This is a genomic window from Micromonospora sp. KC721 (assembly GCF_004348355.1).
Classification (GTDB): domain Bacteria; phylum Actinomycetota; class Actinomycetes; order Mycobacteriales; family Micromonosporaceae; genus Micromonospora.
On record NZ_SMJY01000025.1, the window covers coordinates 22,533 to 45,089 of the forward strand.

At 70.9% G+C, this 22,557-nt stretch carries 18 protein-coding genes, 1 tRNA gene and 1 pseudogene; 12 read left to right on the forward strand and 8 right to left on the reverse strand.

The genetic code is table 11. The features are described from left to right. Positions 1-3: 3 nt before the first annotated feature. Positions 4-693 (reverse strand): TrkA family potassium uptake protein, encoded by a 690-nt coding sequence (locus tag E1182_RS07270; RefSeq protein WP_132262258.1) that lies wholly within the window; start codon positions 691-693, stop codon positions 4-6. 3 nt (positions 694-696) lie between these two features. Next, positions 697-1,362 (reverse strand): TrkA family potassium uptake protein, encoded by a 666-nt coding sequence (locus E1182_RS07275; RefSeq protein WP_132262260.1) that lies wholly within the window; start codon positions 1,360-1,362, stop codon positions 697-699. A gap of 163 nt (positions 1,363-1,525) precedes the next feature. Here E1182_RS07275 and E1182_RS07280 point away from each other — a divergent pair, with 163 nt between their 5' ends. From E1182_RS07280 to dxs, 3 genes are read left to right on the forward strand one after another with little or no spacing between them, the layout of a single operon-like run. After that, entirely contained in the window at positions 1,526-3,568 is a 2,043-nt protein-coding gene (locus tag E1182_RS07280; protein ID WP_132262262.1) for an APC family permease, read from the forward strand. Further along, on the forward strand, positions 3,565-4,860 hold the full coding sequence (locus tag E1182_RS07285; protein ID WP_132262264.1) for a class I SAM-dependent RNA methyltransferase: 1,296 nt from the start codon (positions 3,565-3,567) through the stop codon (positions 4,858-4,860). The genes E1182_RS07280 and E1182_RS07285 overlap by 4 nt, the downstream gene beginning before the upstream one ends. Positions 4,861-4,871: 11 nt before the next feature. Next, entirely contained in the window at positions 4,872-6,824 is a 1,953-nt protein-coding gene (gene dxs / locus E1182_RS07290) for a 1-deoxy-D-xylulose-5-phosphate synthase (RefSeq protein ID WP_132262266.1), read from the forward strand. A 110-nt stretch (positions 6,825-6,934) separates the two neighbouring features. On the opposite strand, the gene E1182_RS07295 is transcribed toward dxs, so the two are convergent. Continuing rightward, the gene (locus E1182_RS07295) at positions 6,935-8,131 is read right to left on the reverse strand and encodes a hypothetical protein (RefSeq protein ID WP_132262291.1); all 1,197 of its coding nucleotides are present in this window, start codon (positions 8,129-8,131) and stop codon (positions 6,935-6,937) included. A gap of 467 nt (positions 8,132-8,598) precedes the next feature. On the opposite strand from E1182_RS07295, the gene E1182_RS07300 reads away from it, so the two are divergent. The 3 genes and pseudogenes from E1182_RS07300 (at position 8,599) to E1182_RS07310 (ending at position 11,930) form a co-directional block, all read left to right on the forward strand. After that, positions 8,599-10,392: a hypothetical protein gene (locus E1182_RS07300; protein WP_132262294.1), complete on the forward strand. Its 1,794-nt coding sequence runs from the start codon at positions 8,599-8,601 to the stop codon at positions 10,390-10,392. 81 nt (positions 10,393-10,473) lie between these two features. Continuing rightward, complete coding sequence (locus E1182_RS07305) at positions 10,474-10,989, forward strand: DinB family protein (protein ID WP_132262268.1); 516 nt, start codon at positions 10,474-10,476, stop codon at positions 10,987-10,989. Positions 10,990-11,175: 186 nt separating this feature from the next. Further along, positions 11,176-11,930, forward strand: a pseudogene (locus tag E1182_RS07310) (IS5 family transposase). A 426-nt stretch (positions 11,931-12,356) separates the two neighbouring features. Here the strand turns inward: E1182_RS07310 and E1182_RS07315 are convergent. Then, entirely contained in the window at positions 12,357-13,412 is a 1,056-nt protein-coding gene (locus E1182_RS07315; protein WP_165942543.1) for a cellulase family glycosylhydrolase, read from the reverse strand. 199 nt (positions 13,413-13,611) lie between these two features. Between E1182_RS07315 and E1182_RS07320 the strand changes: the two genes are divergently transcribed. The 3 genes from E1182_RS07320 (at position 13,612) to E1182_RS07325 (ending at position 14,876) form a co-directional block, all read left to right on the forward strand. After that, positions 13,612-14,049, forward strand: coding sequence for a tyrosine-type recombinase/integrase (locus tag E1182_RS07320; protein ID WP_207921300.1), 438 nt, complete (start codon positions 13,612-13,614; stop codon positions 14,047-14,049). Between the two features lie 34 nt (positions 14,050-14,083). Further along, a tRNA-Phe gene (locus E1182_RS30940) sits at positions 14,084-14,164 on the forward strand. Between the two features lie 343 nt (positions 14,165-14,507). Beyond that, positions 14,508-14,876, forward strand: a complete 369-nt coding sequence (locus E1182_RS07325) for a GNAT family N-acetyltransferase (protein WP_132262272.1) — start codon at positions 14,508-14,510, stop codon at positions 14,874-14,876. Positions 14,877-14,892: 16 nt separating this feature from the next. Here E1182_RS07325 and E1182_RS07330 read toward each other — a convergent pair whose 3' ends face one another. Then, the gene (locus tag E1182_RS07330; RefSeq protein ID WP_132262274.1) at positions 14,893-16,767 is read right to left on the reverse strand and encodes a hypothetical protein; all 1,875 of its coding nucleotides are present in this window, start codon (positions 16,765-16,767) and stop codon (positions 14,893-14,895) included. A 226-nt stretch (positions 16,768-16,993) separates the two neighbouring features. On the opposite strand from E1182_RS07330, the gene E1182_RS07335 reads away from it, so the two are divergent. Together E1182_RS07335 and E1182_RS07340 are read left to right on the forward strand one after the other, a co-directional pair. Next, positions 16,994-17,662 carry a response regulator transcription factor gene (locus E1182_RS07335; RefSeq protein ID WP_132262276.1) on the forward strand — a complete coding sequence of 223 codons (669 nt, stop codon included), beginning with the start codon at positions 16,994-16,996 and terminating at the stop codon, positions 17,660-17,662. A gap of 79 nt (positions 17,663-17,741) precedes the next feature. Continuing rightward, the gene (locus tag E1182_RS07340; protein WP_132262278.1) at positions 17,742-18,896 is read left to right on the forward strand and encodes a cell wall metabolism sensor histidine kinase WalK; all 1,155 of its coding nucleotides are present in this window, start codon (positions 17,742-17,744) and stop codon (positions 18,894-18,896) included. A gap of 110 nt (positions 18,897-19,006) precedes the next feature. On the opposite strand, the gene E1182_RS07345 is transcribed toward E1182_RS07340, so the two are convergent. Continuing rightward, positions 19,007-19,630 (reverse strand): TetR/AcrR family transcriptional regulator, encoded by a 624-nt coding sequence (locus tag E1182_RS07345; protein WP_207921301.1) that lies wholly within the window; start codon positions 19,628-19,630, stop codon positions 19,007-19,009. Between the two features lie 107 nt (positions 19,631-19,737). Here E1182_RS07345 and E1182_RS07350 point away from each other — a divergent pair, with 107 nt between their 5' ends. After that, the gene (locus tag E1182_RS07350; protein WP_207921302.1) at positions 19,738-20,589 is read left to right on the forward strand and encodes an NAD(P)-dependent oxidoreductase; all 852 of its coding nucleotides are present in this window, start codon (positions 19,738-19,740) and stop codon (positions 20,587-20,589) included. Between the two features lie 70 nt (positions 20,590-20,659). Here the strand turns inward: E1182_RS07350 and E1182_RS07355 are convergent, their stop codons facing one another. Then, positions 20,660-21,469, reverse strand: coding sequence for a hypothetical protein (locus E1182_RS07355; protein ID WP_132262282.1), 810 nt, complete (start codon positions 21,467-21,469; stop codon positions 20,660-20,662). Between the two features lie 155 nt (positions 21,470-21,624). Next, on the reverse strand, positions 21,625-22,557 hold a 933-nt coding region (locus E1182_RS30945), incomplete at its 5' end, for a hypothetical protein (protein WP_165942544.1).

Genomic DNA, 22,557 nt, shown 5'->3' on the forward strand with positions numbered 1-22,557 from the left:
GGCTCAGCCGTTGCCGCGGGTCCGCTCCACGCTGTCCGGCCCGAGAATGACGGCGCGGACGTCGTCCTCGACGTCGGCGGTGCAGACGAAAACCAACTCGTCGCCAGCCTCGATCGGGTCGTCGGGGCTCGGCACCAGCACCCGCTTGCCGCGGACGATGGCCACCAGGGCGGCGTCGCGGGGAATCGGCACCGCGTGGATCGGCTGGCCGACGTAGGGTGCGGTCGGCGGCAGCGTGATCTCGACCAGATTCGCCTCGCCCTGTCGGAAGGTCATCAACCGGACCAGGTCGCCGACGGTTACCGCCTCCTCGACCAGGGCGGCCATCACCCGTGGCTTGCTGACCGCCACGTCGACGCCCCACTGCTCGGTGAAGAGCCACTCGTTCTCGGCCCGGTTCACCCGGGCGACCACCCGGGGCACCGCGAACTCGGTCTTGGCCAGCAGCGAGACCACCAGGTTGACCTTGTCGTCGCCGGTCGCCGCCACCACCACGTCGCAGCCGGCGATGTTGGCCTCCTCCAGGCTGGTCAGCTCGCAGGCGTCGGCCAGCACCCAGTCCGCGGCCGGCACCCGGTCCGGGCGCAGCATCCGGGGCTGGCGCTCGATCAACATCACCTGATGGCCGTTCTCGATCAGCTCCTGGGCGATCGAGCGGCCCACGTTCCCGGCGCCGGCGATGGCGATGCGCATGGCTCAGTGCCCTCCTTCGGGCGGTGCCGCGGCCACCGCGGTGACCGAGGCGGCGATGTCGTCGGTGACCAGCACGTGGAGCTGGTCACCCTCCTGCACGACGGTGGAGGCCGTGGGGAGCGTGCCGATGCCGAACCGGGTGAGATAGGCCACCCGGGCCCCGGTCGCCTCCTCCAGCTGGTGCAGTGGCCGGCCCACCCAGTCCCGGTGTACCGCAACCTCCATGATCGAGACGGTGCTGGTCGGGTCGCGGAAGATCTCCACGTTCCCCTCCGGCACCAGTTGCCGCAGTATCCGGTCGGCCGTCCAGCGGACGGTCGCCACGGTCGGGATGCCCAACCGCTCGTACACCTGGGCCCGGCGCTGGTCGTAGATGCGCGCCGCGACCCGGGAGACGCCGAACGTCTCGCGAGCCAGCCGGGCCGAGATGATGTTGGAGTTGTCGCCGCTGGAGACCGCGGCGAAGGCGTCGGCCCGCTCGATGCCGGCCTGGCGCAGCACGTCGCCGTCGAAGCCGGCCCCGGTGACCGTGACGCCGGCGAAGTCGGGGCCGAGCCGGCGGAAGGCGTCAGCGTCGTGGTCGATCACCGCCACCGAATGGCCCCGGGACTCCAGGCTGTGGGCGAGGGTCGACCCGACCCGGCCACAGCCCATGATCACGACATGCACGGTGTCCCTCCCAAGGTGCGTCCCCGTCGACGGCGCAGACGTCGACAACCGAGCCTGCCACGTCCCGCGCGACGGCGGGGGACCGAACGGTACCGCGTCGGCCTGCGGCATCTGCTCAGGCACCCCTGAGGGCCAGCACGGGATGGCCGTACCCTTAGCGCTTGTGGCCAGTCCCACCTCGCTGCTGAAGCGGCTCCTCGTCGGTCGACCGTTCCGGTCCGACCGGCTCCAGCACACCCTCCTGCCGAAGCGCATCGCGTTGCCGGTCTTCGCTTCCGACGCCCTCTCCAGTGTCGCGTACGCCCCGGACGAGATCCTGCTGACGCTCTCCATCGCGGGCGCGTCGGCGTACTTCTTCTCGCCGTGGATCGCGCTGGCGGTCGTCGTGGTGATGCTGACCGTGGTGGCCAGCTACCGGCAGAACGTGCACGCGTACCCCTCGGGCGGCGGGGACTACGAGGTGGCCACGGTCAACCTCGGTCCCCGGGCCGGCCTGGCGGTGGCCAGCGCCCTGCTGGTCGACTACGTCCTCACGGTCGCGGTCTCGGTCTCCTCCGGAGTGGCCAACCTCGGCTCGGTGGTGCCCTTCGTCGCCACCCACAAGGTGCTCATCGCGGTCAGCGCGGTGGTGCTGCTGACCGCGATGAACCTGCGGGGCCTGCGCGAGTCGGGTCGGGCCTTCGCCATCCCGACCTACGGCTTCGTCATCGTGATGGTCGGCATGATCGCGACCGGGTTGATCCGCGTGCTCGTGCTCGGCGAGGACCTGCAAGCCCCCAGCGCCGGGTTGGAGATCCAGGCCGAGCACAGCGTGACCGGCTTCGCCCTGGTCTTCCTGCTGCTGCGCACCTTCTCCTCCGGCTGCGCCGCGCTCACCGGCGTGGAGGCCATCTCCAACGGCGTGCCGGCCTTCAAGGCCCCCAAGAGCCGCAACGCGGCGACCACGCTGCTGCTGCTCGGCACCATCTCGGTGACCATGCTGGTCGGCATCATCTGGCTGTCCCGGCTGACCGGACTGCAGTTCGTCGAGGACCCGAACCTGCAGATCATCTCCGGTCCCGAGGGGTACGTGCAGAAGACCGTCACCGCCCAGCTCGGCGAGACCGTCTTCGGTGCCGGCTCGCTGCTGCTCTACGTGGTCGCCGCGATGACCGCCCTGATCCTCTTCCTCGCCGCGAACACCGCGTTCAACGGGTTCCCGGTGCTCGGCTCGATCCTGGCGCAGGACCGCTACCTGCCCCGCCAGCTGCACACCCGGGGCGACCGGCTGGCCTTCTCCAACGGCATCGTCTTCCTCGCCGTCTTCGCGATCGTGCTCATCGTCGGTTTCCAGGCCGAGGTCACCAAGCTCATCCAGCTCTACATCGTCGGGGTGTTCGTCTCCTTCACGCTCTCCCAGGCCGGGATGATCCGGCACTGGAACCGGCACCTGAGCCGTGAGCGGGACCCGGGGGCCCGCCGGCGGATGATCCGCTCCCGGGCGATCAACACGTTCGGCATGGCGATGACCGGGACGGTGCTGGTCATCGTGCTGGCCACCAAGTTCCTGCTCGGCGCGTGGATCGCCATCGCCGCGATGGGGGTGATCTACGTGCTGATGCTCGCCATCCGCCGGCACTACGACCGGGTCGCCGAGGAACTGGAACCGACCGAGGTCCGGGGTGTGCTGCCCGCCCGCAACCACGCCATCGTGCTGGTGAGCAAGCTGCACCAGCCGACCCTGCGGGCCATCGCGTACGCCCGGGCCACCCGGCCGGACACCCTCACCGCGGTCACCGTCAACGTGGACGAGAAGGACACCCGCCAGCTCCAGCAGGAGTGGGAACGGCGGGAGTTGCCCGTCCCGCTCACCGTGATCGACTCCCCGTACCGGGAGATCACCCGGCCGGTGCTGAACTTCGTCGCCAACACCCGCCGGGAGTCGCCCCGCGACGTGGTCACGGTCTTCATCCCCGAGTACGTCGTCGGCCGCTGGTGGGAGAACCTGCTGCACAACCAGAGCGCGCTGCGCCTCAAGGGGCGGCTGCTCTTCGAGCCGGGCGTGATGGTGACCAGCGTGCCGTGGCAGCTCGCCTCCACCGCCAACAAGAACCTGGACCGCCTCGACGAGAACCTGACCCGGACCCCGGCCCGGGGACCCCGGGTGGTGCCTCGTGGCGCGCTGCCGCCGGGCGACACCGGCCCGAGCGACGGGGACGGCCGGTGACCACCCGACGCCCGACGCCGACCGGGGCCGGGCGGCCCGGGCTGGAGGAGGCCGAGCGCGTCGAGCTGACCGTGGACGCGGTCGCCCCGGGCGGGCACTGCGTGGCCCGGGTCGACGGGCAGGTCGTCTTCGTCCGGCACGCGCTGCCCGGCGAGCGGGTGGTCGCCGAGATCACCGAACTGCACCGGGGGTTCGCCCGTGCCGAGGCCGTCGAGATCCTGGACGCCGCCCCCGACCGGGTCGAGCAGCCGTGCCCGTACGCGAAACCGGGCCGCTGCGGCGGCTGCGACCTGCAACACGTCACGCCCGCCGGCCAACTGCGCTGGAAGACCGAGGTGGTGCGCGAACAGCTCACCCGCCTCGGTGGGCTCACCGGCGCGCAGGTCGACGCGCTCGGCGTCACCGTCGCGGCGCTGCCCGGCGGGCCGCTCGGCTGGCGCTCCCGGGTCCGGTACGCGGTCGACGCCGCCGGCCGGGCCGGACTGCTCAAGCACCGCTCGCACGAGGTGGTGCCGATCGACCGCTGCCTGATCGCCCACCCGGCGATCCAGGAGCTGCCGGTGCTCACCGGGTCCGGCGCGCGCTGGCCGGACGCGGAGGCGGTGGAGACGGTCGCCTCCACCGGCGGCGACGTCACCGTCGCCACCGTCACCGAGGGGGCCACCGCGGCGGTGCGCGGACCCGACCGGGTCCGCGAGCGCGCCGCCGGCCGGGAGTGGTCGCTGCCCGCGACGGCGTTCTGGCAGGTCCACCCGGCGGCGGCGGACACCCTCATCGACGCGGTGCTGGAGTTGACCGACCCGCAGCCGGGGGAGCGCGCCTGGGACCTCTACGGTGGCGCCGGGCTGTTCGCGGCGGCTCTGGCCGGTCGGGTCGGCGACGCCGGTCGGGTCGTCCTGGTCGAGGCGGCCGGGGACGGTGTCGCCGCGGCCCGGGAGAACCTCGGTGACCTGCCGCAGGTGGAGGTGGTGGCGGCTCGGGTAGAGACCGCGCTGGCCCGCCGCCGGATCACCGGCCCGGTCGACGTCGTGGTGCTCGACCCGCCGCGCTCCGGTGCGGGCGCGGCGGTGGTGCGCGCCCTGCTGGCCGCCGGGCCACGGGCGGTGGCGTACGTGGCCTGCGATCCGGCCGCCTTCGCGCGGGACGTGCGCACCGTCACGGCGGCCGGTTGGCGGCTCGCCGCCCTACGCGGATACGACCTGTTCCCGATGACCCAGCACGTCGAGCTGGTCGGGCTGTTCCTGCCCGGTGATGATCCACGGTCGGGTCGCGGAGTGTCGCGTGGCCGATAGACTCTCCGGTCATGAGTGTTGAAGAGGGTACGGCCAACCACGGTCGGCTGCTGAACGCGGTGCGCGGGCCGCAGGACGTGAAGCGGATGACCGCCGAGCAGTTGGACATCCTCGCCGCCGAGATCCGTGACTTCCTGATCGCCAAGGTGTCCCGCACCGGTGGGCACGTCGGCCCCAACCTCGGTGTGGTGGAGCTGACCCTGGCCATGCACCGGGTCTTCGACTCTCCCCGGGACCGGCTCCTGTTCGACACCGGCCACCAGGCGTACGTGCACAAGATCCTCACCGGTCGGCAGGAGGGCTTCGACAAGCTCCGCCAGCGCGGCGGCCTCTCCGGGTACCCGAGCCAGGCCGAGAGCGAGCACGACCTGGTCGAGAACTCGCACGCCTCCACCGCCCTGTCGTACGCCGACGGGCTGGCCAAGGCGTACGCGCTGCGCGGCGAGCAGCGCGCCGTGGTGGCCGTGGTCGGCGACGGCGCGTTGACCGGCGGCATGTGCTGGGAGGCGTTGAACAACATCGCCACCGCCGGCAACCCGCTGGTCATCGTGGTCAACGACAACGGCCGGTCCTACTCGCCGACCATCGGCGGGCTCGCCGACCACCTCTCCTCGCTGCGGCTCAACCCCGGCTACGAGAAGGTCCTGGACACCGTCAAGGACGCCCTCGGCAACACGCCGTTCGTCGGCAAGCCGATGTACGAGGTGCTGCACGCGGTCAAGAAGGGCATCAAGGACGCGGTCGCCCCGCAGGCGATGTTCGAGGACCTGGGCATCAAGTACGTCGGCCCGGTCGACGGGCACGACCTCGCCGCCGTCGAGTCGTCGCTGCGCGCGGCGAAGAACTTCGGCGGCCCGGTGATCGTGCACGCGGTCACCCGCAAGGGCTACGGCTACCGCCCGGCCGAGGAGGACGAGGCGGACTGCCTGCACGGCCCGGGCGGCGCCTTCGACGTCGAGACCGGCAAGTTGCTCGCCGCCCCGTCGGTGAAGTGGACCCACGTCTTCGCCGACGAGCTGGTCACGATCGCCGACGAGCGGCCCGACGTGGTCGGCATCACCGCCGCGATGGCCGAGCCCACCGGCATCGCCACCCTGGCCCGCAAGTATCCGGAGCGGGTGTACGACGTGGGCATCGCCGAGCAGCACGCCGCCACCTCGGCCGCCGGCCTGGCGATGGGCGGTCTGCATCCGGTGGTGGCGGTCTACGCGACCTTCCTCAACCGCGCCTTCGACCAGGTGTTGCTGGACGTGGCGATGCACCGGCTGCCGGTGACGTTCGTGCTGGACCGGGCCGGTATCACCGGGCCGGACGGGCCGAGCCACTACGGCATCTGGGACATGTCGGTCTTCGGGGTGGTGCCGGGTCTACGGATCGCCGCACCCCGGGACGCCGCCAGCCTCCGCGAGGAACTGCGTGAGGCGGTCGCCGTCGACGACGGCCCGACGATCCTGCGCTTCCCGACCGGTACCGTCGCCGCCGACCTGCCGGCCCTGCGCCGGATCGGCACGGTCGACGTGCTGGCCGAGTCGGCACGGACCGACGTGCTGCTGGTCGCGGTCGGTTCGTTCGGGCAGCTCGGCATGGAGGTCGCCGCCCGGGTCGCCGAGCAGGGCTACGGCGTGACCGTGGTCGACCCGCGCTGGGTGCGTCCGGTCCCGGCGGAGCTGGTCGAGCTGGCCGCCGCGCACCGGCTGGTCGTCACCGTCGAGGACGGCGTCCGGGTCGGCGGGGTCGGCGACGCGCTGGCTCAGGCGATGCGCGACGCCGACGTCCGGGTGCCGCTGCGCGACCTCGGCGTGCCCGCCGACTGGCACCCGCACGGCACCCGCGCGCAGATCCTCGCCGACCTGGGCCTCACCGCCCAGGACGTGGCCCGGGACGTCACCGGTTGGATCTCCGGCCTGGACACCACGCCCGTCGAGCCGGTCCACCTTCCGGCCCGCGACGCCAGCGCCCACTGACCCGTACGCCTGACGGGCGGTCCCGGTGCGCCCGGGGCTGCCCGTCAGGCGTGCCTCGGGGCGGTTGCGCTGCGGCGGTGGCCACCGGACGGCCCATGCCGCCGGGAGGGTCAGCGGCCGCCGACGGAACGGTAGTGGGTCTTCTCCGCGGTGGCCAGGCTGAACGACTGCTTCGCGGCGGGCATCGGCACGACCACCAGGCCGGGGCGGTCCACCAGGCGGGGTGTGCCGGGCGGCACCGACAGGGACGAGTCCCGGCTGCTGCGCCAGGTGAGCACCACCAGCGGCTGCCCCGGCACCGGCAGCGGGTACGCCTGCAACGGGTTGGACCGGTCGGCGGGGGAGACCACCGGGGTGCCGCCACCGGCCGGGCGGTAGATCACCGCCGTCATCGTGCCGGCGTCGCTCTCCCAACTCAGCTGCTCCAGGTCACCCGGGTCGTCGCCGCCGCCGAGCGCCATCTCGCCGATGCCCCGCACGGCCAGCTTCTCCATCGGCCACGACTCCGGCACTGACGCCGGGGCGTCCCGGTCGCCGATGCGGCGGGGAATGCTGCCGAACGGTCCTCGCTCGCCGGCCAGCACGCAGGTGTCCAACCCGTTCAGCGCCCGCCTGCCCGAACCGGTCTCGTCGCGGACCAGCGGGTGACGCGGGTCGCTGGTCGCGGTGCCCAGGTCGAGCAGCCGGTCGGCGGCCCGCCCGCGCGGCAGCGACTCGGTACGGCGCAACGTCGCGGTCACCGGCACGGCCGCGCACTCGGGCACGGCGACCGGCGCGGTGAGACCGTCGGTGATCCGCAGGGCGCGCCCGTCCGGACCGAGCAGCCGTTGCACCCGGTTGGAGACCAGGTAACGGCGTCCGTCGGCCGACGGCACCGGCAGCACGTCGGCGTAGGCGAGGTAGCCGCGATCGGTGTACTCGGTGGCCCGGTCCACGGCGTACCGGCCACCGGAGCCGGCGAGCTGCAGTAGCCAGGACGCCGCCTCACCGGGCACCTCGGCGGCGACCAGCGCCAGCGGGGCCCCGCCGACCTCGCCGGACCAGAGGATGCCGGAGGAGGGCAGGTGGGCCCGGTCCCCGATCGGGGACCGCCAGGCGCGAACCGCCTCGGTCACCGCGTCGGTCGCGGCGGTGTCCTCGGCGAGCGAGCCGCGTGGCGGCCAGACCGGCAGTGTGCCGTCCAGACTGTCGTAGCCCATCCGCAGCTGGCGAGCCTGACGCTCGGCGATCGGACCGCACGCGGTCACCGCCAGCACCAGGGCCAGCAGTGCGGTGACCGTCGTGCCGCGGCGGCGGACTGACCCCACCTGTACGCCCCCGATCGCCTCGCCGTCGTTGTCGGAAGCCACATGGTACGCAACGGCCGCGCCGATGGCTGAATCGGCTGATCTGGCCCGACCTTGGATCGCGTCCGCTCGGTGCTGCTTCGGAGGCCGCGTCGAATGGTCACAAGGGACACGGGCGTGGATTTCGACGGATTTATCGGCTCCGGTAGACTCCGCCGACTGTGACGTCTGTCGAGCCCCGTGCCGCCTCCGCACCGGACCCCGACGGCTCCACCGGCCTCGGCCGTGGCGCCACCGCCACCGCGACGGTGCCACCACCGGTGGCGTCCCCGCTCGACACCGCCCCTGCACGGGGCCGGACCACCTCGCCCACGGCCACCGCCCCGGTGACCGACGCGCCCACGGCCACCGCCCCGACGATTGACGCGCCGACAACCGATGCGCCCACGACCGCCCCGACGACCGACGCGCCGGACGGTGGCGGCCGGGTGGTCGGCGTACCCGGGGAACGGCCGGACCCGACGGCGGGCGACGGCGCGACGGCGGCCCGCCGCAAGGATCTCGCCGTCTACGGCACCTTCCTGCTCGTCGCGTTCTGGGTGACCAGCCAGATCTGGGTCGACCCGGCCGGTCGGGTCGCGTCCCTCTACAGCAGCGACCCGGCGCAGGTGCAGTTCTTCATGGCCCACTCGGTACGGGTGGTGCTGCACGGCGAGTTCCCGTTCTACACCGACCAGTTCAACTATCCCGACGGCGTCAACCTGATGGCCAACACGGCCGTGCTGGCGCTGGGCATCCCGATGGTGCCGATCACCCTGCTGTTCGGACCGGCCGTGTCGTTCGTGGTGCTGGTCACCGTGGCGCTCGCCGGCACCGCGTCGGCCTGGTACCACGTCTTCTCCCGGCACCTCGTCCGCCGCCGGCTGGCCGCCGCGGTCGGCGGCTGGTTCTGCGGCTTCTCACCGGCCATGCTGTCGCACGCCAGCTGGCACCCCAACATCATCTCGCAGTGGCTGCTGCCGTTCATCGTCTGGCGGGTGATGGTGCTGACCCGCTCGACCCGCCCGGTACGCGACGGCGCGCTGCTCGCCCTGCTGGTCACCGTCCAGGCGTTCATCAACGAGGAGATCCTGCTCTTCACCGCGCTGGCCTGCGGCGTCTTCCTCATCGCGATGGTGGCGCAGCGTCCGGCGCTGTGGTCGGCGGCGTGGCGTCCGCTGGCCAAGGGGCTACCGGTCTGCACCCTGGTGGCGGGCTCCCTGCTGGCGTACCCGCTGTACATCCAGTTCGCCGGGCCGATGGCGTACCACGGGCTCAGCGACGCGGTCCGCGACTACGGCAACGACATCGCCGCCTTCTTCGCCCCCGGGTCGCCGACCTTCGGCGGCCACGAGCGGGCCAACGTGAACCTGGCCCCGAACTACTCCGAGGAGAACGCCTTCTTCGGGTGGAGCCTGTCGCTGATCGCCGTGGGCATCGTGGTCTGGCTGCGTCGCGAGGTGCTGGTGCGGGCGCTCGCGATCACCGGGTTCTTCTTCGCCGTGCTCTCCCTCGGCGAGCGGGTGTCCTGGTGGGACCGGGAGCTGTTCACCGGCCCGTGGGAACTGCTGGTCCGGTTGCCGCTGCTCGACGCGGTGGTGCCGACCCGGTTCGGGCTGATCACCAGCGTGGTGATCGGGATGCTGCTGGCGCTGGCCGTGCAGCGGGCCTGGACGCTGCGCGGCACCGAATGGCGGCACGCGAAGACCGTCACGGTGGCCGCGCTGGTCCTGGCGTTGCTGCCGATCGTGCCGATGCCGCTGAAGGTGACCTCCCGCCCACCCGTGCCGGACTTCATCACCTCCGGTCGGTGGCGGGAGTACGTCGGTGCCGACCAGACGCTGGTGCCGGTGCCCGTGCCGAGCATGGGCAACACCCACGGCATGCGCTGGGCCGCCTCCACCAACCTCGACTTCAAGATCCCCGGCGGCTACTTCCTGGCCCCCCGCAACGGCAACACCGGCGATCCGGGACGCTTCGGTGGTCGGCCCAGCGGCATCGGCGAGCTGCTCAACGAGGTGGCGACCACCGGCCGGGCCCCGAAGCTCAACGACCGGCAGCGTCGGCGCAGCCTGGACGAGCTGCGCCACTGGAACGCCGCCGTGCTGGTCCTGCCGGTCGGCCAGCACCACGTCGAGCCGCTGCGCAACACCGTCGAGCAGCTCGTCGGCCCCGGCCGCAAGGAGCTGGACGTCTGGGTGTGGGACGTCCGTCCGCTGTCGGCCCGCACCCCGGCGGCCTGACCCGTACGTCCCACCGGGCGCGGGGGGTCCTGCTCATTAATCACTCGACCGCCCCGACGACCTGAGGGACACTCCCCCGTGATGACGCAACGAACCGATAAGCCTCCCACCTGGGACGAGCGCACGCAGCTGATCACCTTCTTGGACTACGCCCGTGACACGGCGCGAGCCAAGTGCGAGGGCGTGTCCGCGGAAGACGCCCGCCGCGCCCCGCTTCCGAACTCACCGCTGATGACCCTGTGCGGGCTGATCAACCATCTGCGGTGGGTCGAGCACCACTGGGTCCAAGTGGTGTTCCTGGGGGAGGAACCAGCGGGTCCGCTCACGCAGGCGAGCGACGACGACCCCGACCCCGAGATGCGGACAGCGGTCGGCATCCCGTTGCCCCAGCTTCTCGCCGAATATGAAGAGCAGAGCGAACGCTACCGTCGTCTGCTGTCCGACCACGACTTGAACTCGAGGGCCCAACGCCCCATCGGCGGCGGCCGCCAGGTGGACCTCCGTTGGGTGATCCTCCACCTCATCGAAGAGACTTCCCGACACAACGGGCATCTCGACATCGTGCGAGAGCTCGTCGACGGACGGACCGGCGTCTAAGCTCCGTCGGCTGGGCATGCCAACGAGCCGAACCCGCGACGGTCACATGACCCGCCGGACCGGCCCTAAGGCGTGTTTCAAAAGTCGTGGTGGCCGGTGAAGGTCACGGCGTGGCGTGATCGATAACTGAAGAGGTCTCCGGTAGACGGTTCAGCGACCAAGCTAGAACTTCATACCGGAGACCTCGTGGCCACCTTAGCGGTGACGAGGCGGCACGACCTCACCGACGCGCAGTGGCAGCGGCTCGCTCCGCTGCTGTCTGCCGTGTCGGGTAACGGTCGTCCGCCGAAGTGGGAGAAACGGCAGCTCATCGATGGGATCCGGTGGCGGATCCGGATCGGCGCGCCGTGGCGTGACGTCCCCGCCGAGTACGCGCCCTGGCCCACCGTCTACGGCCTGTTCCGCCGCTGGCAGCGAGACGGAACCTGGGACAAGATCCTGTCGGCGTTGCAGGCCGCCGGTGATGCGCAGGGCCGGATCGGGTGGACGGTGAGCGTGGACTCGATGACCAGCCGCGCCCATCAGCACGCCGCCGGCGCCTGAAAGGACGGCCACCTGCAGAAGGAACCGCCCGGCGGGGTGCACGACGAGCCGGCCGATCACGCGCTGGGCCGTTCCCGTGGCGGACTGACCACCAAAACGCACCTGGCCTGTGAGCCGACATGGCCTACACCAGCCGCGGCAATCGCCGCTACCTGCGCACACGCGGTATCAAAACCTGCATCCCGAGCAAGAAGGACCAGGACGCCCACCGCAAAGCCAAAGGCTCCCGCGGCGGACGCCCACCCGCCTTCGACCGAGACCTCTACCGGCTACGCCACGCCGTCGAGAACGGCATCGCGCGTCTCAAACGCCACCGCGGCGTCGCCACCCGCTACGAGAAGCTGGCCGTCCGCTTCCAAGCCGTCCTCACCATCACCATCATCACCGAGTGGCTCTGACCTGCTTATGAAGCACGCCTTAGACCACCCGTCGCACATCAGCTGTCGGATCACAACGCCAGCTTCCGAGCAGCGAGTCCCCGCATAGAGCAGCATCTGGGCCGCGTTCGGCTCCGTCCCTTAGCCGGGCGCTGTCATCTAGCGGGTGGCAACTATCCGCGCTGGCATGTTGTTGCTACCGTTCGCGGTCAAGACGCAAGAGACAGGGAGTTTGGCATGGAACCGGTTTCAGGCGTGTCGGCCCCTGAGCCTGATCCAGCATCGGGAGTTCGTGTTTCAGGCGCGCTGGTTAGGATCGCCGAACACTCCGTGCCAAAGCTTAGCCTGATCGACATCAGGGCACGGGTTCGAGGACCTCACGGTCTTCCTCGGGAGCGGGCTCGGACAACCTTCCGATTACCTCAGGCGCGACACAGCGCTTACTGATCACACAGGCGGTGCCCCAGGCAGGGTGTCAAGTTTCTGCGGCTTGAAGTATCCCAGTCGAAGACCGTACGTACCTTGGTGCAGGATGTCGGAGCCGTAGGGCGTCAAGCCCGTGGGGCTGCCGTCGATAGCGCCGGTGTAATTGCCGTCCGGTGTCATTCTTCGATGTTCGCAATTATCTTTGTACCAGGCCCATGCAAGCCACCCAACTTCCCGCTGCGTAAGGTTGATAAGCAGATTCTGGTAGCGGAATTCGGTGCGTGGCGGGTTATCGAGATTTGTTCCGTCTAGCCCGTAGAAGCACTCGTTGTCGTTCGCAAATTGCTTGTTGGCGATCTCGCCGAGAACGATGGGAAGTTTCGCCCCAATCGCCAGATTCACATCGGCGGACCCGTCGTAGTCATCGCCCCAGTAGGCATGTGCGCTGAGCAGGATGCTGTGCAGCGGGTCGTGATCGATCAACTCCTGGCCGGCGCTCAAAAAAGCGTTGACCGATGAGCCGCAGTCCGGTGCGTCGATCATGATCGGCATTCGAAGCCCTTTGCTGCGAATGCTGGTGATCGCCTTCTTGTACGCAACCTTGAACTTATCCAGGGCTGCAGGTGACCAATTTTGCCATCGGTACCAGCCCAACTCGTTGGCGAGGTTGATGATGAGATATCGCTCATGTCTCTTCAACATCCCAAGCACGTCCGGCCGAGTCCACCAGCTCATCAGCTCACTGTTGACAAGCTCGGGGTCCTCTTTGCACGTGCAGTCGTGCAACTCCACGATGGGCACGAGGCGGCTGGTCCGGCACTTCTCAAGCACGCGGTCTAGGTCGGCCGTGGCGTACGGGGGACGCGACGCGGCAGGATATTGCGCATACCACTGAATCCTGACGCAATTTGCGCCCGTCTTCGCCAACTCCTCCAGTTTACCGTAGGGGCGACTAGCGGGAAAATCCCAGTCATCGACGAGCGGGATGTTGATACCCTTAAGTACTATCTTCTTATGGTCATTGCCGCGTAACCAGTACCTACCACTGTCGTCGAGGCCGTAGCTCTTGTTGGACACATATAGCACCGGGCTGGGATCGGTCGGTAAAGGTGTCGGCATCATTGTTCACCCTCCGTGGTGTCAACTTTAGAACGACGGGCTACCGGCCGCTGGACGCTGCCGTTTCGTCGCGTATCCAGTGCAGGTAAGCGGCGTTGGAGCCGCCTTCCTCGACCTCGATACCCTGTGTAGTGGTCTCCACACTCATCAGCTCGCCTTGCTGGCGGAACCGCGTCTCCTCCAAGGTGACGACTTCCTCGCCGTCCTTGAACGTCTGATCGCGATCCCGCCCCATGTCGTGCCGGTGCTCCGGCTGCATCTGGAGCAGTACGCCGGGCGGGAACGCCTGTTCATGAGTCGGGACGGCTCGCCGCTGCGGGGGAACACGCTGTACCAGGCGTTCGTGCGGGCGCGGAAGCGGGCCGGGTTGGATCACCTCACCGTCCACGACCTGCGGCACACCGGGCAGACCCTCGCGGCGCAGACCGGGGCCACGCTGGCGGACCTGATGAAGCGGCTCGGGCACTCGTCCATGGCGGCCGCGCGGCGGTATCTCCACGCGGTTGACGGCCGCGATCAGGAGATCGCCAAGGCCCTGTCCGACCTCGCCGCGGACGGCGATGCCGCACGGCTGCCCCATCGCATAACCATGTGAGGCTGGCCGGGATGTCGCACGAGCATCGCACGTAGGCCGGTTGCGAAACTCTGACCAGGGGAAATGTTCACGACTGAAAATCGGAAGGTCGGCGGTTCGACCCCGCCCCTGGCCACATAGCCTTTCGCCGGGCTGCAGGAGCGCCGATCAGCGGAAACGCCGGTCGGCGCTCTGCTTTGCGCCCGGGAGCGCGCAGATCGTGCCGTCGTAGCATCAACGGTGACCACCGATCAGCAGCGTGAGGATGCCATGCAGGTGAGGCCGGCCGGAGTCGGCACGAAATCCACGGACCGGTTGGTGTTGACCGTTCCGCAGCGAGGCGACCTGGTGGAGCTGCACCAGCTGTACGCGGATCCGCAGGTGTGGCGGGCTGACCCGGTGAGCCGTCACGTCACCCGGCATCAGACCGAAGCCATGCTCGATCGCTGGCAGGCGGCCTGGCGACGTGACGGTTTGGCATGTGGGTCGCCCGCAGCGCCGAGCAGGCAACGCACGGGCAGCTGGTGGGGATCGGTGGCGCCTTCATCCGTGGTGGCGTGGCCCGGAACCTCGGGTTCCGCCTCTTTCCGGCCTTCTGGGGCCAGGGATACGCCCAGGAGATCATCCGTGCTGCGGTCAGCGCCGCTCGCGAGGTGCGGGGCGACCTCCCGCTGACCGCGTACCTGCTCGAGGGGAACACGCGCTCGCAGCGAACGACCGAGCGGGCTGGGCTGCGCCTGGTGTGGCGTGGCCCGGACGCGGGCAATCCTGACCCGCAGGCCGTACGGCTGCTCTATGCGGATCAAGACCTGTCGCCGGCGTTGCTGAAGGCACTGATGGACGATTAGACTTTTGAAACACGCCTTAGTCGACCAGGGGCCGGACGTCCCAGAGCCACACGTCGTCGACCCGCTGCGCCGGCCCCAGCAGGCCGGTCATCAGCTCCCGCAACACCGCCTCGCGCGGATGGTCGCCCAGCACCACCACCGACGCCTTCCAGAACCGCAGGTCCGCCACTGCCTGGCGGCGGTTCTCCTCGGTCAGCTCGGGCACCCGGCCGGCGTCCATGGTGGTGTAGATGAGCGTGCTGGTGGGCCGGTTCGGTGCGCCGAAGACCCCCTCACCCTTCTCGTTCGGGCCGATGAAGTACCCGCCCGGCACGGGGAACTCAAGGCCGGTCAGCGCGCTCCAGCGCAGCGTGGACAGGCCGTGCACGTTGCTCGGGATGGGCACCGGCACCAGGGTGCGCCCCGCCGGCACGTACGGCCGCCAGCCGCCGGCGGTGATGAAGCGCGGCGGGGGATCCACGTGCTGCGCCGGCAGCGGGCGCGGGAACAGCGGCAGCACGGCGAGGGCGACGGCCGCGTACCCGACCGGCCGGATCCAGCGGCGGTGGGCCGGCACGGCGGGCGGGGATTCTCCGGTGGCGTCCTCGGCGGCCGGGCGGGGGGCCGGCGCCGGCCGTCGGCCGTACCCGGCCGCCGCGTCCCACGCCAGCGCCAGCAGCACGCCGACCGCCGCCGTGGTCACCAGCGCGAGCCGGGTCGGCATCATCATCTCCACCAGCGGCACGTCGTCCGAGATGTACGCCCACGGGCCGTCGACGGTGGTCTCCACCCCGTTGAAGCGCACCTTCGGGCCGATCGCGCCGAGGGTGAAGAGCACCACCAGCACCCCGCAGATCCGGGCGGCCAGCGAACGTCGCCACAGCAGCAGCAGCGAGGCGAGCGCGACCAGCACCAGCGGCCAGCCGAACCAGGTGTTCTGCTCGGTCAGGCCGATGGTCTTCTCGACCGCCTCGTCACCGGCCACGGTGTCCCGGGCGAAGGTGACGAAAGCCATCAGGTCCTCGCCCCAGTTGTGGAACACGCCGCCCTGTAGGCCACGGTAGGACTGCGGGCCGTTGAACTGGAACCAGATCGGGTAGCCGGCCAGCAGCAGGGCCAGCCCGCCGCCCAGGCCCAGCGCGGCCACGAAGCCGGCGGCGCGCTCGCGCGCGGCGCGCGGTCGCTGCACCGCGTACGCCACCACGATCACCAGGCAGGCCAGCGCGGTGAGCAGCAGCATCTCCTCGTTGATGAAGATCTGGTACGCCACCAGCAGGCCCAGCACCACCCCGTCGCGCCGCCACCGGCCGTCCCGCCCGAGGCGCAGCACCCGGGCCACGATCAGCGGCAGCAGGAAGTTGGAGACGAAGTTCGGCTGCCCGTTGGCGTGGTGCACGATGCCCGGGGCGAAACCGAGGAAAGCGCCGCCGACGAACGCGCCGGCCCGCGACCGCACCAGGTGCCGGGAGAGCACCCAGTACGAGGTGGCCGCCGTCGCGGCGAGCGCTCCACCCAGGTAGAGCGCGTAGGTCACCTGCGGCCCGAACAGGAGGGTGACCGGCGCCAACGGGATGGTCATGCCCAGCAGCGAGGTGTTGGCGATCATGTTCACCCCGTTCGGGGCGTTCTGCCGCATGCTGAACAGCGGGTTCTCCAGGTGCCGCACCGAGTACGCGCCGTGCGAGAAGAGCCACTCGAACCAGCTGTGGTCGGTCGGAAGGTGCGAGGAGACCCGGTGCTGCACGTCCATCCAGTAGTTCAGGCACACGAAGACGCCCAGCAGCACGTAGGCTCCGATGGCCAGCACGTCGGCCCGTCGGGGCCGCCACCGGGGCCGTCGGGTCGGGTCGGCCGCCACCGCCTCCGGTGCGGACGTCGGGTTCAGCGAGGGATCAACCACCGGCACAGCCACGACGGGCCATCGTACAGGCGGCGACTGGTCCTCCTTTCGGCCCGTGGCCGGGCACGCAGGGGAAGTGTTTCCACCGGGCGGCTCGACCCTGGTCTGCTCGCGGTCCACCGATCAGTTCGGGGTGTGGCGGCTGCCGTCCTGATCGCCGGCCGGCCCGGCGGGTGGGGCGTGACCGACGTTTGGCCGGCGGCACTAGGTTGTCGGGCAGGTCGGCAAGGAGGTCGGGATGCGGGTGCTGGTGGTCGAGGACGAGCGGAACCTCGCCGACGCGATCGCGCGTGGGCTGCGTAAACGCGGGATGGCGGTCGACGTGGCGTACGACGGCGACGCCGGTCACGAGGCGGCCTTCGTCACCCGGTACGACGTGGTGGTGCTGGACCGGGACCTGCCCGGCATGCACGGCGACCAGATCTGCGCCGAGCTGGCCGCCTCCGGCACGTTGACCCGGGTGCTGATGCTGACCGCCAGCGACAGCGTCGCTGACCGGGTCGAGGGGCTGGGTCTGGGCGCCGACGACTATCTGCCCAAGCCGTTCGCCTTCGACGAGCTGGTGGCCCGGGTGCAGGCGCTCGGACGGCGGGCCACCCCCGCCCTGCCCCCGGTGCTGACGCTGGCCGACGTGGTCATCGACCCGGCGCGGCGGGTGGTCACCCGGGCCGGGGTGCCGGTCGACCTGACCAACAAGGAGTTCGGCGTGCTGGCCGAGCTGGTCAAGGCGCGGGGCGCGGTGGTCTCCAGCGAGGAGCTGCTGGAGCGCGTCTGGGACGCCAACACCGACCCGTTCACCACCATCGTCCGGGTGACGGTGATGACTTTGCGCAAGAAGCTCGGCGACCCGCCGTTGATCGAGACGGTGGTCGGTGCCGGCTACCGCGCCGCCGGGGAGGCCCGGTGAGCGCCCGGCGGGGACGCCCGGTGCGCGCCTGGCGGGGACCGGTCCGTCCGGCGCGCGGGTCGCAGGCCGGGGTGGCGCGGTGACCCGCCGGCTGCGGCCGACCCTGCGGCTGCGGTTGACCCTGCTCAACGGGGTGCTGCTGGTGGGTGCCGGAGCGATCCTGCTGGTGCTGGCCTGGCTGCTGGTCCACGACGCGCTGCGCCCCACCGACGAGCTGCGCTCCGGCACCACCGTGGTGCTGGCCGACGGCCGGTCTCTGGACGCGGCGGTCTGGCAGCGCCAGCTGGTCGACGCCGCGTCGCGGGACCTGCTGGTCAAGGGGCTGCTCGCGTTGCTGGTGATCAGCGTGGTCGGGGTCGCCGGGGCGTACCTGGTGGCCGGTCGGGCGTTGCGTCCGCTGCACCAGGTCACCGCCACCGCCCGCCGGCTCGGCGAGGCCACCCTCGACCAGCGGATCCGCTGGTCCGGGGCGGACGACGAGGTGGCCGAGCTGGCCCGCACGTTCGACGCGATGCTGGACCGGATCGCCGCCGCCTTCGAGGCACAGAAGCGGTTCGTCGCCAACGCCTCACACGAGCTGCGTACCCCGCTGGCGGTGATGCGGACCGAGATCGACGTGACGCTCAGCGACGACGAGGCGGACACCGGCGAGTACCGGCGGATGGCGACCGTGGTGCGCGACGCCTCCGAGCGGGCCAACAGCCTGGTCGACGCACTGCTGGTGCTGGCCCGCAGTGAGGCCCAGGCCGGGCAGGGGCTGGCCCGCCGCACCGAGTGTGACCTCGCCTCCGGTACGGCCAACGCGCTGTCGGCGATGGCTCGGGAGGTGGAGCGGATCGGGCTGCGGGTGCAGACCTCGCTCAGGCCGGCCCCGGTGACCGGCGATCCGGGGCTGTTGGACCGGCTGGCCGGCAACCTGATCGAGAACGCGGTCCGCTACAACCACCTGCACGGCCGGCTGTGGGTGCGTACCGGCACGGACGGGCAGCGGTCCTGGCTGGTGGTGGGCAACACCGGGTTCGAGGTGGACCAGGCCGACGTGCCGGGGCTGTTCGAGCCGTTCCGGCGCGGCGGTCGGGAGCGGACCGGGGCACGCGGCTCCGGGCTGGGATTGTCCATCGTCCGGGCGGTCTGCGACGCGCACGGCGGGACCGTCCGGGTCATCGCCCAGCGGGGCGGCGGGCTGGAGGTGACCGTCAGCCTGCCGGCGGCGGACGGGGTGGCCGCGACGTGAGGAAATGTGGGCCGGCGGAGGTCCAGCGCTGTGCGGTGGAAACCTCCTGACCGGGCTACCGGCCGTCGAAGACGTCGTCGAGCGGCTGCTGGCACGACTGGCGTCGATGGCTACGGCGTGGCGCTCCGGTAGACGTGGATAAGTCGGGCCAGGTGCGTCCCGGCCAGTCGTAGTGGCGTCTCACTTCGGGAGACCTGGGCGGCCAGTTCGGCTCCTTCCAGGGTGCTGATCACCGTATGGGCCAGGTCGCGGGCGTCCGCGTCGGTAAAGCCTGCTTCTCGTAGTTTCGCCTCCACCAGGCTTCGCCAGCGCGCGAAGGCCTCGGCGGCGGCGTGCTGGATGTCGGGCGCCCGGGTTGCGGTGCCGAGCGCGGTGGTGGTGACCGGGCAGCCGTCGACCCAGTCCGAGCGGCTCAGGTCTCGCGCGAGGGTGTGAGCACATGCCTCGATTGCCTCGGCCGGATCGTCTGCGCTGGCGAGCATCCGGGTCAGGAATTCGGCGAACTCCTGGTCACCGTGTCGGATCGCCTCGACCGCCAGTTCCTGCTTGCCGCCGGGAAAGAAGTGGTAGACCGAGCCGAGGGTGGCATCCGCCTCCCGGGAGATCTGTTTGATCCCGGCCCCGTCGTAGCCCTGCCGCTGCATCAGCCGGGACGCGGTGCGCACGATCCGCTCCCGCGTGCCAACGGTGGTGTCGGGCGCGCTCGCCGGCGCACCGTCTGTCCTGGTTCTCACCCGTACAGCATATCGGATAGAGCGTTCGTTCTAGAGTCGTGCTACCGTCCGACGCGTAGATAGAGCGTTCGTTCTAGAGAAGAGGTTTGTTGATGGAGAGGCAGTCGGTGACCGTGATCGGTCTCGGTCCGATGGGCCGGGCGATGGTCGGCGCCTTCGTGGATAGCGGCCACCTGGTGACGGTTTGGAACCGGACCGCGAGCAAGGCGGAGGATCTGGTCGCCCGAGGCGCCGTCCGGGCGGACACTGTCGAGGCGGCACTTGCTGCCAACGAACTGGTGGTGTTGAGCCTGACCGACTACGCCGCGATGTACGACCTACTCGGGTCGGCCACCGGGGCGCTGCGCGGGCGGGTGCTGGTCAACCTCAGCTCAGATACCCCGCAGCGGGCCCGCGCGGCGGCGCGGTGGGCGGCCGAACACGGCGCTATCCACCTTGCCGGCGGCGTGCTGACACCACCGTCCGGCATTGGACAGCCCGAATCGTCCACCTTCTACAGCGGCCCCCGGGCGGCGTTCGAAACTCACCGGGAGACCCTGGCGGTGCTCACCGCGACGGACTACCGGGGAGAGGATCCGGGTTTGGCCCCGCTCTACTACCAGCTCACCATGGGCATGTTCTGGACCAGCATGATGAGCTGGCTGCACACCCTCGCGGTGGCCCGGGCCAACGGCATCACCGCCAGGGAACTGCTGCCCTACGCCACGTCCGCGCTGGACCTGCGGTACTTCCTGGAGTTCTACACCGATCGGATCGACGCCGACGAACACCCCGCCGACGTCGACCGGCTTTCCATGGGGGTGGCAAGCATCGAGCACGTCGCGCACACCACCCGCGACTCCGGGATCGATCCCACGCTGCCGGAAACCGTGCTGGAGATCTTTCGACGCGGCGAGGCGGCCGGCCACGGCGACCGCAGCTTCACCAGCCTGATCAACACCTTCACCCCGCGGCCCTGAGCCTGTCCGAACGTCGACAACACGCGGGCCCCACCCACTTCGTGGATGGGGCCCGCGTACCGGCCGAGGGTCAGCTCTTCTGCTGGATCTGCCCGCGCATCGTCGGCAGTTCGGCGGCGGCCTCCTGGCCGCTCTTGAAGTAGACGATGATCATGCCAAGGCTGCCCTTGTCGCTCCACACGCAGATGCCCAGCGGCACGCCCGACGTCTCGGCGTCGCCGCACTTGGCGAGCCCGCCGAGCGGGCCGGCGTCGACGCTCTTCATCTCCTTGATCTGCAGCTGGGCCTGGCCCGCGCCGGCGAGCGTGTCGTCCAGGGTCTTCGCCGGATCGGCGTTGCGGCCGGAGGCCGCCGCCACCATCACCAGGTTCTTCTGGTCCACGGTGCCGTAGAACGCGCCGGCCGTGCTGGTGGCGTCCGGCAGGGACTGGTTCAGCTGGGTCTCGAGTTCCTTGGCGCCGGCGAGCAGGCTCGGGTCGGTGGACTTGGCCCGGCCGGCGAGGGTCTCGGGCGCGACGACCCGGGTGTTGGTGGCGGCCTCGACCGCCTCGACGGCCTTCTTGGCCTCGTCCTTGACGGCGAAGAAGGCCACCGCGGCGCCGCCCAGGCAGAGCACCAGCACCGCGGCGAGCGAGATCAGCAGAATCTTGCCCACGTTGGACTTCTTGGCCGCCGGCGCGCCGGGCGTGCCCGGGTACGGCTGGCCGGGCGCGGGGTGGGCCCCCGGCTGCGCGGGCGGGAACGCGCCGGGCTGCGACGGGTTGTCGCCGGGCGGCGGGAACGCCGGGGTTTCCCCCGGCTGCTGCGGCGGCGGGTACGAGCCGTGGGGCTCGCCGCTGCCCGGCTGCGGGGGAGAGGGGTTGGCCGGCGGCTGGGACATCAGGGTCAGCTCCAAACGTCAGAATAGGACGGGTGATCTTAGGCCGGACCGGTGCCGGCGCGCTGCCCCACCCGTACCCGGCCGTCTGCCGCCGCGCGGCGGCCAACGGTGGTCCACACCGGACCCCGCAGTCGCCGTGACCTGCGTACCCGCCCTCAGGAGCGCTTCTCGATCTGGCCCCGGATGGTGGCGAACTCGGCCTTGGCCTTCTTCGCCGACGAGAAGAACATCACGATCATGCCGACGCTGCCCTCGTCGGCCCAGACGCAGACGCCGAGCGGGATGTCGGAACTCCTGCCGTCGCCGCACCGGGCCACGCCGCCCAGGGGGCCGGGCTCGATCGGGGCCACCTTCTTCAGCCCCAGCGAGCCGGACAGGCTCTTCACCGCGTCGTCCAGCTCCTTCTCCGGGAGCAGGACCGGGCCGGAGACCCCGGAAACCATCACCAGGTTCCGCTTGGCGGCGCTGCCGTAGAAGGCACCTACCGCCCCGGACTCGTTGGTGACGTCGCTCTTCATGTCGCGGACCATCTCGTCGGCGAGCCGGCGCAGCTGCGGTTCGGTGTTCTTCGCCCGGCCGGCGAGGGTCTTCGGGGCGACCAGCCGGATCCGCGGGGCCGGCTCGGCCTCCTGCGGGCTCTCCGAGGGGCTGGGCTCGGCGGCGGGGCTGGCCGACGCTCCCGGGGAGAGGCCCGGAGAAGGCGTGGTGCCGGGGCGGGCGTCGTCGTGGTCGGCGAGGGCGACGTAGGCCAGCGCACCGCCGCCCCCGCAGAGCACCAGCAGCCCGGCGAGGACCAGGGACAGGATCAGGCCGAGCCGGGACTTCCTCGCCGGTGGCGGGGCTGGCGGCAACCCGTACGCCGGGGTGCCGGCGAACCCGTCCGCGGGCACCGCCGGGTAGCCGCCCGGTGCCGGCGGCGTCGCCTGCCCCGGCAGGTAGCCGGCGTGCGGCGGGCTGGGCTGGCCGTACCCGACGGGCGGCGCGGAATGTTCACCGCCCGGTGGGGAGACCTGCGGCCACGGCTGGGTGGGCGGCGGGGTGCCCGCGCCGGGCGGCCAGCCGCCGGGCGGCGGAGGTTGGTGCGGGGG